Source organism: Streptomyces sp. NPDC033180, from assembly GCF_055577645.1.
This window is the reverse complement of sequence record NZ_JBVIPU010000003.1, coordinates 428,209-442,506: the sequence shown is the minus strand read 5'-3', so window position 1 is coordinate 442,506 and position 14,298 is coordinate 428,209. Positions and strand designations below refer to the sequence as shown.

Genomic DNA, 14,298 nt, shown 5'->3' with positions numbered 1-14,298 from the left:
TCCAGTCAAGACCCAGGGGCCAGCTGTGAATGGTCCAGTCAAGACCCAGGGGCCACCAGCCGCAGCGAGGGGTCCGGCCAAGGCCCAGGGGCCAGCAGCCGCAGCGAGTGGTCCAGTCAAGACCCAGGGGCCAGCTGTGAATGGTCCAGTCAAGACCCAGGGGCCACCAGCCGCAGCGAGGGGTCCGGCCAAGGCCCAGGGGCCAGCTGTGAGTGCTCTGCTCAAGGCCCAGAGGCCAGCAGCCGCAGCGAGTTGTCCAGTCAAGGCCCAGGGGCCGGCAGCCGCAGCGAGTTGTCCAGTCAAGGCCCAGGGGCCAACTGTGAGTGGTCTACTCAAGGCCCAGGGGCCAGCCAACGCCCAGGGGCCAGCAGCCGCAGCGAGTGGTCCAGCCAACGCCCAGGGGACAGCTGATGCGGCGCAGTCTGCTTCTCCTCACCGCCGCCACCACCGCCCTCGTACTGACCGCCCTTCTCGTCCCTCTCACCCTCCTCACCCGCACCCACGCCGCCGACCGCACCACCGCCGAAGCCACCGCCCGGGCCCAGTGGGTGGCGCACGCCCTTGGGCCCGCTCTTGCCACACCGGACGAGCGTGAGACCGCCGAGCAGACCGTGGAGAGCGTCAACGCGCGGAATCTGCCGGTTACTTCGCTCGTGCTCGGGGACGGGTCCGTCATCGGGCCGGACCCCGGGCGCCGGGCCGAGGCCCGCGTCACGGACGCCATCCGGCTTGCCCGTACCGGACGTGCCTTCACCTACGAGCCCTCAACCGGCGGACGGCAGGTCCTCGTCCCCGTGCAGGGCGCGGCCGGTGGCACCGCCGTCGTGCAAGTCAGCGTCACCGAGCGGCAGTTGTACGCCGGGACCATGACCTCCTGGCTCGTCCTCGCCGGGATCGGGGTCGGTCTCGTTCTCATCGGGCTGCTGCTGGCCGACCGGCTCGGCGCCCGGCTTGTCGGCGCCACCCGACGGCTCGCCGGCACCGCGGACCGCCTCGCCGCCGGGGACCTCACCGCCCGCGCCACACCCGAGGGCCCGCCCGAACTCCGCCTGGTCGCGGGCCAGCTGAACCACCTCGCCACCCGCATCGAGGAACTCCTCACCGCCGAACGCGAGAACGCCGCCGACCTCGCCCACCGCCTGCGCACCCCCGTCGCCGCCCTCCGCCTGGACGCCGAGACCCTCCGCGACACGGAGGACGCGCACCGCATCGCCGCGGACGTCGCCGCCTTGGAGCGGAGTGTCGACGACGTGATCCGCAAGGCCCGTCGGCCCTTCCGCGACGCCCCGTACGCCGACCTGGCCGCCGTGGCCCGCGAACGCGCCACGTTCTGGCTGCCGTTGGCGGAGGATCAGGGGCGTACGACGGAGACGTCGGCCCCGCAGGAATCGGCCCCCGTGCCCGTCCCCGAGGACGACCTCACCGCCGCCATCGACGCCCTCATCGGGAATGTTCTGGACCACACCCCCCAGGGCACCCCCTTCCGCATCGCCGTCCGCACCACCCCGGAGGGCAAGGCCGAACTCACCGTCGCCGACGAAGGCCCCGGCCTCCCGCCGACCTACGCGGCACAACGGGGCACCAGCGGCGGCGGCTCCACGGGACTCGGCCTCGACATCGCACGCCGGACGGCGGAGGACGCGGGCGGCGCCTTCGCCATCACGTCCGACGCGACCCGCGGCACCCGGGTGACCCTCACCTTCCCGCAGGCGCCCCGGCCCCCGCGGCCCTCGGAAACGCGACCCGGACCGCCCGAGCCCACCGATTGACCCCCAACTCGGGCCGCAGCGCCGCGAACCCGCCGCAGTACTTCGTGAACTCCGCGGCCCGCACCCCGTACCGGTGAAGGACACGGTCCGCCTCCGTCAGATGCCCCTGCGTCTTGGTCTCCACCAGGACGAGCCCGGAGTCCGCCGCCACCGAGCGGCCCGTGGCCACGTCCCGCACCACGAGCCCCGCGTCACACGTGATCCGCTGGCCGTCGGCGACGAAGGTCGCCCGCTGGTACTCGGTGACCAGCGCCCTGGTCAGCCCGCCGGGCGCCTCGATCCCGTACGAGCCCCTGAGCACCCCCGCGAGGAACCCCTGCCGCTCGGCGTCGAGCACGCGGGCGTCGCCGTCGAGCCGCTGCCGATGCTTGACCGTCTCGCCCCGGCCGCTCTTCAGCTTGATCTCGAACTGCCGCTCACCGCTGTCCTGGTAGACCCGCTCCCGGATGCGGTAGCGCAGCCGTCTGCCCTGCCGGTGGTGGTGGTAGGTCAGCAGCTCGGGGGTGTCGTAGTACGTCGAGTGGTAGCTGAACCAGCGCTTTCCGCCGATGCTCAGCGCCCGGAAGGGCCCCGACGCGCGACGCGGATCGGTCAGGAGCGCCGCCAGGTCGTCGAAGATCTCGACCGGCACGAGATAGCTGTTGTCGTAGCGGGCGAGCAGCTCGGCGCGCGCGTTGACCTCGTCGAGCGAGATGGGGTGCGCGGCGAGCGCGGCCCGTCCGATGGCGCGTACGGCGGGGTTCACACGGTCTCCTTCTGGTGGGGGACGGCAGGCGTGCGTGACCGGGTCGTGCGGCGTCGTGGTGCTGTACGTACGAACTCCCCGGGGCGCTCGGAAGGTTCCGGCTGTCGGAAGCGGACTTCCAGAACCATCAGGTCGCGTACGTAGTCGACCTCCTGGACGGTCCAGCCGAGCGGCTCTCCCAGGCGCCGCGCAAGCTCGGCACGGAGCGCGCTCTCCTCGCGGTACACGGCGTCCAGGGTGATGACGGCACGCCGGTCACCGGCGAAGAGGCGGGGGTGGTCGGCCCCGTACATCACCAGGAGCAGCACGGCCGCGAGCCCGGCGGCCACCGGCAGGTCGAGGCCCGGAAGGCCGCAGAGGAGGCCGAGGACGAGGGTGATGAAGTAGTACGCGACTTCCTGGTGCTGCACCGCGTCCGAGCGGAGCCGCACGATCGAGAGCACCCCGAAGAGCCCGAAGCCGAGCGCGAGCCCGCCGTTGCCGCCGGCGCTCGCCAGGGCGGAGACGACCGCGAAGAGCGCGACGTTCAGGGCGAGGTAGGCGGGGACCAACTCCCTTCTGCGGTGGCGTGGATAGAAGACCCCGAAGGTCAGCAGGGTCACGGCCACCAGGTCGAGGCCGAGGTGGGCGGCCATCTGTCCGAGGTTCTCTGCGCTGTCCATGGCCAGGACGCTAGGGACCGGCGGGTTAAGCCCGCCCCCGGTGGGAGTTAACGAACCCGGGCCCCCGCCAGAAAGACTATTGACAGCATGCTGTCGATTTGACAACATACTTACATACACACCTCGGCAGCGCACCCAGTGGAGGCAGTCATGACCCGCAAGCCCGTGCACCTCGCCGTTTACGACACGCTCGCCGACTGGGAGCCCGGACACGCCACCGCGTTCCTCGCCCGCGCCGGGTACGAGATCCGCACCGTCGCCGCGGACTCGCTCGACCCCGTCACCACCGTGGGCGGCATGCGCGTCCAGCCCGACCTGACCCTCGCCGAGCTGCGGCCCGAGGACAGCGCGCTGCTGATCCTGCCGGGCGCCGACCTGTGGGACACGGGCGACGACCTCGCCCCCTTCGGCCGCGCGGCCCGCGCCTTCCTCGACGCGGACGTGCCGGTCGCCGCGATCTGCGGGGCCACCGCCGGGCTCGCCAGGGAGGGGCTGCTCGACGAGCGCGCACACACCAGCGCGGTGTCGTTCTACCTCGCGGCCACCGGATACAAGGGCGGCGAGCGGTACGTCGACGTGGACGCCGTCACCGACGGCGGTCTGACCACAGCAGGGCCCACCGAGCCGGTGGCCTTCGCCCGCGAGATCCTCGGGCGGCTCGGCGCCTTCGAGGGCGGGAAGCTCGACGCCTGGTACCGCCTGTTCCACGACTCGGACGCGTCCGCGTACGAGGTGCTGGAATCGTGAGCGCCGACCCGAACCAGGCACACGAGGAGAAGGTGCGGGAGCAGCAGGATCTGTTCTCCCGCACGGCCATCGGAGTGTTCCGGCTCAACGGCCAATTCCTGTCGGTGGCCGAGGAGTTGGCCAAGCCCGGCGGCCTTACCGCCGCCTGGTGGCAGGTGCTCGGCGCCGTTCTGAGCGAGCCGCTGCCGGTCGCGGGGATCGCCCGCGCGATGGGTATCACCCGGCAGAGCGTGCAGCGCATCGCCGATCTCCTCGTGCGGCGGGGTCTCGCCGAGTACGTGCCGAACCCGGCCCACCGCCGCGCCAAGTTGCTGCGCCCCACGGACGAGGGCCTGGCCGCCGTCCGGCGGATCAGCCCCGGCCACGCGAACGTGGCCGCCCGGCTCGCGGACGCGCTCGGCGAGGAGGAATTGGCCGAAACGGTGCGGGTGTTGGAGCGGCTCTCCGTAATCATGAAAAATCTGGAAGCGGATACGGAACAACCCGTTACGGAGCCGTAGCAGGCAGTCCGTGCCCCGATGTCCTACCTCCCCACTATCCTCGATCTGTTGCACACCAACGGGGGAGGTCGGCGCGGCGATGGAGAAGCTGGGGCCCGGGGATCCACAGCGAATAGGCGCCTATCGGCTGCTCGCGCGACTCGGCGCGGGCGGCATGGGGCACGTCTATCTCGCGCGATCCGACCGGGGACGTACGGTCGCGGTGAAGCTGGTGCGTGAAGAGCTCGCCGAACAGGAGGAGTTCAGGAACCGCTTCCGGCAGGAGGTGCAGGCGGCGCGGCGGGTCGGCGGCGCGTGGACCGCGCCGGTGCTCGACGCGGACACCGAGGCGACGATCCCCTGGCTGGCCACGGGGTATGTCGCGGGCCCCTCCCTCCAGAGCGTCATCTCGCACGACCACGGGCCGCTGCCCGAACGGTCCGTGAAGATACTGGCGGCCGGGCTCGCCAACGCCCTCAAGGACATCCACGCGGCGGGCCTCATCCACCGCGACCTCAAACCGTCGAACGTGCTCGTGACGATCGACGGCCCCCGCGTCATCGACTTCGGCATCGCCCGCGCGCTCGAAACGGTCACCGACGGCGGCCTGACCCGCACCGGCGCGCTCGTCGGTTCGCCCGGCTTCATGGCGCCCGAGCAGGTGCGGGGCGACCGGATCACTCCCGCCTGCGACGTGTTCTGCCTGGGTTCGGTCCTGGCGTACGCGGCTTCGGGCGCGCTGCCCTTCGGCACGGCCAACAGCGGCGTGCACGCGCTCATGTTCCGTATCGCGCAGGAGGAGCCGAACCTGGAGGGGCTGCCGGAAGAGCTGGCCGAGCTGGTCGGCGACTGCCTGCGCAAGAACCCCGCCGACCGGCCTTCGCTGGAGCAGGTCCTCGAGCGGACGGGGGCGGAGGACACACTCGGCGACGGCGGCCGGACGCGGGACCCTTGGCTTCCGGGCGGGCTCGTGGCCCAACTCGGCCGTCATGCCGTTCAGTTGCTCGACACGGAGAATCCGGACGAGGGCGTGGGTGGCGCACCCAAGGCCGCCGGGGCGGATGCCGGGGCTGCAGCCGCCGCCGGAGCTGGGGCAGCCGCCGGGGCTGGGGCCGGAGCTGGGGCCGCTGCGGCTCCCGAACCCGATCCCGCTGCCGCTCCCTCCGCCTCCGCTGAGGGCAACGGGGCGAGGCCCGCCCCCGCAGCGGGCGACACCCCGCCGCCGCCCGGCAAACCGGGCGAGGCGGCCCCCTTGGACCACCTCCCCACGATGATCACCGGCCAGACAGCGCCGCCCACTCCCCCACCGGGCCCGGCGTACGGCTACCCCCAGCAACACCCGCAACAACACCCCCAGCCCCAGCCCCAACAGCACCCCCAGCAACCACCGCACGGCTACGGCTACCCCCAGCAAGGCCCGTACGGCCCCACGCCTCCGTACGGCCCCCTCGCCCACCCCCAGGGCGAACCCCCGCGCCGCAGCGGGCGGTCCACCGCCGCGCTCATCGCGGTGGCCGTCATAGTGGCCATAGGAGCGGGCGGCACGGTGTACGCGGTGATGAAGGGCGACGGCACCACGAAGGCGGGCGGCACGAACTCCAAGTCGCCGTCCAGCAACGCCCCTTCGACGCCCGGCACGCCGACCGAGGACGGATCGTCGGAACCCGGGACCACACCCACCTCCCCCGCGTCCAAGGAGGACAAGGAGGACAAGGAGGGCACCATCCCGGACAGGTTCCTCGGCACCTGGAAGGGATCCATCCAGAACAACCTGGGCCAGAACACACGGCGCCTGGTCCTCCAGCAGGGCGAAGTCGGCGACACCGTCGTGTCGATCACGGCAGACGGCCCGACCGACACGGGCGGCACGTATCACTGCGTGTTCCAGGGCAAGTTGGAGTCGACGAGCGGCAACACCCTGCGCATCGGACCGACTGACGTGATCGTCGGCCAGCCCGCGAGCTCCTGCAAGCCGGGTCAGCCGAGCACGGTGACGCTGCTCTCGAACGGCAGGCTGCACCGGGAGAACACGGGCACGGACAAGGGTCTTACGTACGAGAAGGAAGGCTGAGCCCGCGACAGAGGCACCGAACCAGCCGCCGTACGCCGCTGGTTGAACCCCCGGCGAACAGATCCTGTCCGTACGGACAAGGGCCGCCCGATGGCACTCTCCGCCGCCTACCGTGCCGCCCATGAACTGGTTGGGCACCGAGAACATCATCGCCGTGCTCGCCATCCTGGTCGGCATCGCCGGCGCGTTCGTCCCCGTGCTGCTCGAACGCCGGGTGCCGCGCCGCAAGCGCATCGGCTACCGCAAGCAGATGGACACGGCGATAGGCGACAACGTCCGTACGGGAGACGCGAACGCGCGCCTCGGCCTCTTCGACGAGGCCCCCGAGATGTCGGACGCGACGCTGGTGCTGCTGCGCGTCGAGAACGACGGCTCACTGCCGATCGACGTCGCCGACTACACGGGCCGCTCGCCGCACGGTCTGACGGCGGTCTTCGAGAACCGCACGATCCGCGCCGTGGCGGTGACACTGCCGCCCGAAGCCGACCACCTGATGGAGCACTTCGCCCCCGGCACGGGCCTCGGCTACGAGTCGGGCCGGCTGCACATCCCGCGCGTGCCGCTCAACCGAGGTGAGTACTACAAGCTCCTGGTCCTGCTGACCGGCGGCCCCGTCGACAGCGGCTACACCGTCATCGGCGGCATCCAGGGCGGCGAGACCCACGAGAACCACAGCGCGGCGCCCGACGAGAAGCCGCCGGTGTTCAGCAGGCTCTCGCAGCGGACGGCCATCGCGCTGAGCCTGGTGATCCTCGGCCTCGCGGGCCTCATCCTGCGCCCCGACACGCAGCCGCCGCCCTCGTACTGCGAGAAGGGCGGCCTCACCCTGACGGGTTCGACCGCGTTCGAGCCGGTGGCCACCGAGCTCGCGGACAAGTACATGAAGGACTGCGAGGGCTCGGACATCGAGGTGAGCGCGCACGGAAGCCGGGGCGGCGTAAGGGAGTTGGCCGCGACGGACGCCGAACCCGGCGAGGGCTCACCGCCGGTGATCGCCTTCTCCGACGGGCCGCGCCCGGGCAGCTACTCGCAGCTGAGCGAGACGAGGGTGGCGGTGTCCCTGTTCGCCCTCGTCCTGAACGACAGGGTGCCGGTCAAGAACCTCTCCACGACGGACGTACGCCGCCTCTTCACCGGCGAGATCCGCAACTGGAAGGAGCTGCGCGGCGGCCCCGATCTGCCGGTCGTCCTGGTCAGCCGGGGGTCGAGCTCCGGCACGCGGGTCACCCTCCAGCAGCGGGTCCTCAAGGGCACCCCGGAGATCCAGGAGTCCTCGAGCGACTGCCTGACCAAGGACATCGGCCCCCGGGCGCCGGTGATCCGCTGCGAACTCGACTCCACGGACCAGGTTCTGGACACCGTCGCCGCCACCCCGGGCGCGATCGGCTACAGCGAGCTGCGCAACGCGACCACGCTGGGGGGCATGCACCGCCTGAACCTGGACGGCCACGCGCCGTCCATCGACCACATCCAGTCCAGCGGCTACCCCTACCGCGAGATCGAGTACGCCTACACCTACGGCAGCCCGCCCGCCGACTCCCTGGCGTCGAGCTTCCTCGCGTACGCGATCCGCGGAAACGGCCAGGACGTGGTCCGCACCCACGGGCACCTGCCGTGCCAGACGCCCGTGGGACTGCGGATGTGCGGGGAGGACCGATCCGCCGGCTGAGGTCCGCCGGCTGAGGTCCGCTAGATGAGGTCCGCTAGATGAACGAGTTGATCTCGATCGTCTCCGTGCGGCCCGGGCCCACGCCGATCGCGGAGATCGGGGCGCCGGACATCTCCTCCAGGGCCTTCACGTAACCCTGCGCGTTCTTCGGCAGGTCGGAGAAGGTCTGGGCCTTGGTGATGTCCTCGGACCAGCCGGGGAGGTACTCGTAGACCGGCTTCGCGTGGTGGAAGTCGGTCTGGTTGTACGGGAGCTCCTCGACGCGCTTGCCGTCGATCTCGTACGCGACGCAGACCGGGATCTGCTCCCAGCCCGTCAGGACGTCCAGCTTCGTGAGGAAGAAGTCCGTCAGGCCGTTCACGCGGGTCGCGTAGCGCGCGATCGGTGCGTCGAACCAGCCGCAGCGGCGGTCACGGCCGGTGGTGACACCGCGCTCGCCGCCGATGCGGCGCAGGTCCTCGCCGTCCTGGTCGAAGAGCTCCGTCGGGAACGGGCCCGCGCCGACGCGGGTCGTGTACGCCTTCAGGATGCCGATGACGCGGCTGATCTTCGTCGGGCCGACGCCCGTACCCGTGCAGGCGCCGCCCGCGGTCGGGTTCGAGGAGGTGACGAAGGGATACGTGCCGTGGTCCACGTCCAGGAGCGTGCCCTGACCGCCCTCGAAGAGGACGACCTTGTCCTCGTCGAGCGCGTTGTTGAGGATCAGGGTGGTGTCGGCGACGTACTGCTTGATGTTCTCGCCGTGCTCCAGGAGCTGCTCGACGATCTGGCCGACCTCGATGGCGCGGCGGTTGTAGAGCTTGGTGAGGAGCTGGTTCTTGACCTCGAGGGCCGCCTCGACCTTCTGCTCCAGGATCGACTGGTCGTAGAGGTCCTGGACGCGGATGCCGGTGCGGTTGATCTTGTCGGCGTACGTCGGGCCGATGCCGCGGCCGGTCGTGCCGATCTTGCGCTTGCCGAGGAAGCGTTCCGTCACCTTGTCGACGGTCACGTTGTACGGCGTGATGATGTGCGCGTTACCGCTGATCAGCAGCTTCGACGTGTCGACGCCGCGCTCGTTCAGACCGCTCAGCTCGGAGAGCAGGACCGACGGGTCGACGACGACTCCGTTGCCGATGACTGGCACGCAGTCCGGGGAGAGAATCCCGGAAGGGAGGAGATGCAGCGCGTACTTCTGGTCGCCTACGACGACCGTGTGGCCGGCGTTGTTGCCGCCCTGGTATCGCACTACATAGTCCACGGAGCCACCGAGCAGGTCGGTGGCCTTTCCCTTGCCTTCGTCACCCCACTGAGCACCGAGCAGCACAAGTGCGGGCACAGGCGTACACCCCTTCCGGGCGGGGCATGTCCAAGGTCAGGGGCCGTAGCCGCCATATGGGTGTGCCTTGGATGCTGCCCCGGAATAGACGAAGCCCCTGGCGCAATAGCGCAAGGGGCTCTTGCACAAAGATGCTACCCGAGGACTCAGAAAAGGGGCGCACGTTGTCGGCTCGCGACCAGCTGCTAGTCGTCATCGACCCGGTCGCCCGGCGCACGGACGGTGAGTCGGTACGGATCGCGAAGGACGTACTCGGCGCGGGTGCGGCCATCCGGATCTGCCTGCCGGAAGGGCCCGAGGACTTCGCGAAAGCCCTGGCCAGAAGGGGTGCGCGGCGTCCCGTGGTGATCGGGGACGACCGGGCGCTGCTGCGTATGGTCGCGGCCCTGCACCGCGAGCGCGAGCTCAGTTCGTGCCTGGTCTCGGTCGTCCCTGTGGGGGCCTCCCAAGTACTTTCCCGGGCGCTCGGAGTGCCGCTCGGGGCCGTCGCGGCGGCCCGTGCGGTGCTCGAAGGTGCCGAGCGGCGGCTGGATCTGCTCGTCGACGACAGCGACGGTGTGGTGCTCGGGACGCTGCGGATCCCGCCCGTCGTCTCGGCGGGCTCCGGGAGCACGGCGGCCTCCGGGAGCGGCAGCACGGCGGTGGACGGCCACCCGTGGCTGCGCACCTGCCAGTCCTTGGTACGCACCCTCGCGCGCCCCTCGCGCGTGGCGTCCGCGCCGGGCCCCGCTCCCGCGCGGCTGCGGGTGGAGGCGGACGGGGTGCTCGTGGTGGATCTGGACCAGCCGGTGGAGGGCGTCTCCGTGCGTCCGGGGGCCGACGGTCTCGCGGAGGTCGAGGTGCGGCCGTCCTCGGTGGGCGCGGCGGCCGAGGCCCTGCGGGTGCGGGCGCGGACGATCACCGTGTCCGGGGCGGATTTCCGCTACCGGGCGGATGCGGTGGTCGGGGGGCCTGTGCGGACGCGGACATGGTCGGTGCGGGCCAGTGCCTGGGGCTTGATGCTGCCTCGGTGAGGAGCGGGTGGGCGGACCGCCCTACTTGCCGAACAGGCTCTCCCGGTGCTCCCGCCACCGCTCCAGCATTCCCGCGATCTCGTGCTCGACGAACTCGAAGAAGGCGAGCGTCTCGGCCATGCGGCGGCCCGCCGGGGTGTCGGCGCCGAGGCTCGTGACGCCGTCGCGCAGGGCCGACTCCCAGCGCTTGAGGACCCCGTCACGGTTGGCGAGCGCCTCGTACCACTGGTTGCTGTGCACCCGGAAGAGGTCGCGCCGGGAGCCGGGCTCGCGCTCCCGGGCGACCATGTGCTGCTGCGTGAGGTAGCGGACTGCCCCCGAGACCGCCGCCGGGCTCACCTGGAGCTGTTCTCCCAGCTCCGCCGAGGTCAGCGCGCCCGAGTCGGAGGCGAGGAGCGCCGCGAAGATCCTGGCGGGCATCCTCGGCATGCCCGCCTCGACCAGCTGCGCGGCGAACTGCTCGACGAAACGGCCGACGAGCTCGCCGTCGCGCGGCAGCGGTGCGGACTCCTTGGGCATGCGCTGATCATCTCCCCTTGTGCTGTCGTGGCCGTTCGTGGCCCTGCGTGGCCCTGCGTGGCTCTTCGAGTTTATACGCTTCCTTAACTTCACAAGTTTGTGAAACTAGCGTAGGTTCCGAAACATGACGAAGGCAATCAGCGTCTCCGGACTGCACAAGTCGTTCGGACGGACGCACGCGCTGGACGGCCTCGACCTCGACGTCGAGGCCGGCGAGGTGCACGGCTTCCTCGGCCCCAACGGCTCCGGGAAGTCCACGACCATCCGGGTCCTGCTCGGCCTGCTCCGCGCGGACTCCGGCGCCGCCCAGCTCCTCGGCAAGGACCCGTGGAGCGACGCGGTGGAACTGCACCGGCGCGTGGCGTACGTACCGGGTGACGTCACCCTGTGGCGGAACCTCTCCGGCGGCGAGGTCATCGATCTGTACGGGAAGCTGCGCGGCGGCCTCGACCGGGCACGCAGGGCCGACCTCGTCGAGCGGTACGAACTCGACCCGACGAAGAAGGGGCGCACGTACTCCAAGGGCAACCGGCAGAAGGTCGCCCTCGTCGCCGCCTTCGCGTCGGACGTCGACGTGCTGATCCTCGACGAGCCCACCTCCGGGCTCGACCCGCTCATGGAGGAGGTCTTCCAGGCGTGCGTCGAGGAGGAGCGGGGCCGGGGCCGCACCATCCTCCTGTCCTCGCACATCCTCAGCGAGGTGGAGACGCTCTGCGACCGCGTCAGCATCATCAGGAAGGGGCAGACCGCCGAGAGCGGATCGCTCGCCGACCTGCGCCATCTGACGCGGACCAGCGTCACCGCCGAGCTTGCGGGGCCGCCCAACGGGCTCGCGCGGCTGCCCGGCGTGCACGACGTCGACGTATCCGGACAGGGGGACGCATCCGGGCATCGCGTCAAGCTCCAGGTCGAGTCCGACAAGCTGGACGCGGTCCTTCGCTCGCTCGCCGACTCCGGGATCCGGTCGCTCCTGTCCACGCCGCCCACCCTCGAAGAGCTTTTCCTGCGGCACTACCAGGACGACGTCCGGACCGACGAGAGGGTGTCGCGATGACCGCCGTGGCCACGACGCGGTTCGAGACGCGCACCGGAGGATCACGCCAACTCGCCGGTACGGGCGTTCTGTTGAGGCTCGCTCTGCGGCGTGACCGCGTCATGATGCCGGTCTGGGTCCTCGTCGTCGCCGGCATGGTCCTCGCGATGCCGGGCTCCCTGGAGCAGACGTACGGCACGGCTGCCGAGCGGGCCGACGCCATGCGGTCGATGAACGCCAACTCCTCGATGCGGGCGCTGTATTCGCCGGTCTTCGGGGACTCGGTCGGCGCGCTCTCCGCCTGGCGCATCGGCGTCTACGCCGCGATCCTCGCGGCCGTGATGAGCCTGATCATCGTCGTACGGCACACGCGCGAGGAGGAGGAGACCGGACGCCAGGAGATGATCTCCGCCGCGATGGTGGGGCGGCGCGCGCCGCTGACCGCCGCGCTGCTCGCCGCGTTCGTGGCCGACGCGGCCGTGGGCCTGCTCATCGCCGGCGGGATGGCCGGGCAGGGCTCGGCCGGTGCCCTCGCGCTCGGGCTCGGCGTGGCGGGCACCGGCATGCTCTTCGCCACCATGGCGGCGATCGTCGCCCAGCTCACGGAGAGCGCGCGGCTCGCCAAGGGTCTTACGTCCGGGGTGCTGGGGGCCGCGTACGTGCTCAAGGCCGCGGGTGACGCCGGGAGTGAGCGCGGGCAGTCCGTGCTGACCTGGGCCTCACCGCTCGGCTGGACGGAGAACCTCCGCGCCTACGCCGATGAGCGGTGGTGGGTGCTGGTCCTGATCGCCGCCGCGATCGTGGCGCAGGGGGCTGTCGCGTACGGCCTGGCGGGGCGGCGCGACGTGGGGATGAGCTTCCTGCCGACCCGGCCGGGACCGGCGAAGGGCGGGCTCGCCACGGCGGGCGGCCTCGCGTGGCGGCTGCAGCGCGGGAGCGTGCTGGGCTGGACGCTCGGCTTCCTGGCGTCCGGCGTGGTCTTCGGCGGGATGGTCGAGGGGGCGGCGGACATCGTCGGCGACAACGCCGACACCCGGGAGATCATCGAGCGGATGGGCGGCCAGTCCGGCCTCACGGACGCCTTCCTCGCCACGATGGTCGGCCTGCTCGGGATGGTCGCCTCGCTGTACGTCGTCGCTTCGGTGCTGCGGCTGCACGGCGAGGAGACCTCACAGCGGGCGGAGCCGGTCCTCGCGGGCGCGGTGGGACGGCTCCGCTGGGCCGGCGGCCACCTGGTCATCGCCTTCGGTGGTGCGGTGCTGCTGATGCTGGTGGGCGGGCTCGGTCTCGCTCTCGGGTACGGGAAGGACCTCGGGCCGATCCTGGGGGCGTGCCTGGTGCAGGTCGCGGCGGTGTGGGCGCTGGGCGGGGTCGCGGTGCTGCTGGTGGGGGCCTTCCCTCGGGCGGCGGTGCTTGCCTGGGGTGTGGCCGGTGTCTGCCTGGCGCTCGGCTGGATCGGCCCGGCCCTGGACCTCCCGCAGGTGGCGATGGACGTCTCTCCTTTCGGCCACCTTCCGAAGGTGCCGGGCTCTGCGATGGCTTGGGGGCCGGTGGTGACGCTCCTCGCCATCGCGGCGGCGTTGTCCACTGCGGGCCTGACGGGCCTGCGCCGCAGGGACCTGACGACATAACCCGGCACCCGCCCCCGCCGCCCGCCCTCTCCCCCCACCCACCCCTCGCCCGCGGCCCGAACGGCTCTCCCGCCCAGCCACCCGACCACCCCGAACAAGCTTTTCCCACCCACCCACCCGAAACCCCGGGGGTAATCGGGCGAGTAGGTGGGAAAAGCTCGTGCGGGGTGGGGCGGTGCAGGGTTCCGGGCGGGCGGGAAAGGCCACTCCAGGCAAGGGCGGACGCGGGGTGCCGGGCCGGTGGGTGGGAGAGGTCGGATGCAGGGGGCCGGGCGGGCTGGGGGGAGGGAGACCCGTCCCGGAAAGATCAGATGCAGGGTGCCGGGCCGGCGGGTGGAAAACCCGTCCGCGGAGAAGCCGGACGCAAGGTGCCGGGCGGGCGGGAAAGCCCGTCCGGGCGAGGGCGGATGCAGGGCGCTGGGCGGTGGGTGGGAAAAGCTCGTCCGCACAACGCGGATGCAGGGCGCCGGGCGGGTGGGCGGGAAAAGCCCGTCCGGGCAACGGCGGATGCAGGGCGCCGGGCGGGTGGGCGGGGGAAGCCCGAACGGGAGGAGTCCGGCGTAGGGTGGCGGGTCGGCCGGGGTTCCGTTCAGGCAAGGGCCCCCGTGTAGTACCTGGGACGGACCCCCGAGGACCCCTCCC

At 71.5% G+C, this 14,298-nt stretch carries 12 protein-coding genes; 8 read left to right on the top strand and 4 right to left on the bottom strand.

The annotated features are described in order from the left end of the window. The first annotated feature begins 410 nt into the window (after window positions 1-410). Complete coding sequence (locus tag ACZ5WE_RS12775) at window positions 411-1,769, top strand: sensor histidine kinase (RefSeq protein WP_467685854.1); 1,359 nt, start codon at window positions 411-413, stop codon at window positions 1,767-1,769. On the opposite strand, the gene ACZ5WE_RS12770 is transcribed toward ACZ5WE_RS12775, so the two are convergent. Further along, window positions 1,696-2,514, bottom strand: coding sequence for a VTC domain-containing protein (locus tag ACZ5WE_RS12770; RefSeq protein WP_467685852.1), 819 nt, complete (start codon window positions 2,512-2,514; stop codon window positions 1,696-1,698). The two genes, ACZ5WE_RS12775 and ACZ5WE_RS12770, sit on opposite strands and share 74 nt — an antisense overlap. Next, window positions 2,511-3,176, bottom strand: coding sequence for a DUF4956 domain-containing protein (locus tag ACZ5WE_RS12765; RefSeq protein ID WP_467685850.1), 666 nt, complete (start codon window positions 3,174-3,176; stop codon window positions 2,511-2,513). The genes ACZ5WE_RS12770 and ACZ5WE_RS12765 overlap by 4 nt, the downstream gene beginning before the upstream one ends. Before the next feature lie 150 nt (window positions 3,177-3,326). Between ACZ5WE_RS12765 and ACZ5WE_RS12760 the strand changes: the two genes are divergently transcribed. The 4 genes from ACZ5WE_RS12760 (at window position 3,327) to ACZ5WE_RS12745 (ending at window position 8,142) form a co-directional block, all read left to right on the top strand. Continuing rightward, window positions 3,327-3,923, top strand: a complete 597-nt coding sequence (locus ACZ5WE_RS12760) for a DJ-1/PfpI family protein (protein WP_467685848.1) — start codon at window positions 3,327-3,329, stop codon at window positions 3,921-3,923. Further along, window positions 3,920-4,423 (top strand): MarR family winged helix-turn-helix transcriptional regulator, encoded by a 504-nt coding sequence (locus ACZ5WE_RS12755; protein ID WP_467685846.1) that lies wholly within the window; start codon window positions 3,920-3,922, stop codon window positions 4,421-4,423. The genes ACZ5WE_RS12760 and ACZ5WE_RS12755 overlap by 4 nt, the downstream gene beginning before the upstream one ends. Before the next feature lie 79 nt (window positions 4,424-4,502). Then, window positions 4,503-6,473 carry a serine/threonine-protein kinase gene (locus ACZ5WE_RS12750; protein ID WP_467685844.1) on the top strand — a complete coding sequence of 657 codons (1,971 nt, stop codon included), beginning with the start codon at window positions 4,503-4,505 and terminating at the stop codon, window positions 6,471-6,473. A gap of 121 nt (window positions 6,474-6,594) precedes the next feature. Next, window positions 6,595-8,142, top strand: coding sequence for a substrate-binding domain-containing protein (locus tag ACZ5WE_RS12745; protein ID WP_467685842.1), 1,548 nt, complete (start codon window positions 6,595-6,597; stop codon window positions 8,140-8,142). Between the two features lie 34 nt (window positions 8,143-8,176). On the opposite strand, the gene ACZ5WE_RS12740 is transcribed toward ACZ5WE_RS12745, so the two are convergent. Next, window positions 8,177-9,460, bottom strand: coding sequence for an adenylosuccinate synthase (locus ACZ5WE_RS12740; protein WP_249588735.1), 1,284 nt, complete (start codon window positions 9,458-9,460; stop codon window positions 8,177-8,179). Between the two features lie 131 nt (window positions 9,461-9,591). On the opposite strand from ACZ5WE_RS12740, the gene ACZ5WE_RS12735 reads away from it, so the two are divergent. Continuing rightward, window positions 9,592-10,473, top strand: a complete 882-nt coding sequence (locus tag ACZ5WE_RS12735; RefSeq protein ID WP_467685840.1) for a diacylglycerol kinase family protein — start codon at window positions 9,592-9,594, stop codon at window positions 10,471-10,473. A 21-nt stretch (window positions 10,474-10,494) separates the two neighbouring features. Here the strand turns inward: ACZ5WE_RS12735 and ACZ5WE_RS12730 are convergent, their stop codons facing one another. Beyond that, window positions 10,495-10,992, bottom strand: a complete 498-nt coding sequence (locus tag ACZ5WE_RS12730) for a GbsR/MarR family transcriptional regulator (protein WP_467685838.1) — start codon at window positions 10,990-10,992, stop codon at window positions 10,495-10,497. A gap of 124 nt (window positions 10,993-11,116) precedes the next feature. On the opposite strand from ACZ5WE_RS12730, the gene ACZ5WE_RS12725 reads away from it, so the two are divergent. Both ACZ5WE_RS12725 and ACZ5WE_RS12720 read left to right on the top strand, forming a co-directional pair. Then, entirely contained in the window at window positions 11,117-12,046 is a 930-nt protein-coding gene (locus ACZ5WE_RS12725; protein WP_467685836.1) for an ABC transporter ATP-binding protein, read from the top strand. Further along, a complete protein-coding gene (locus tag ACZ5WE_RS12720) occupies window positions 12,043-13,656 on the top strand; it encodes an ABC transporter permease (protein WP_467685834.1) in 1,614 nt (537 codons plus the stop codon). The genes ACZ5WE_RS12725 and ACZ5WE_RS12720 overlap by 4 nt, the downstream gene beginning before the upstream one ends. The last annotated feature ends 642 nt before the right edge of the window (window positions 13,657-14,298 follow it).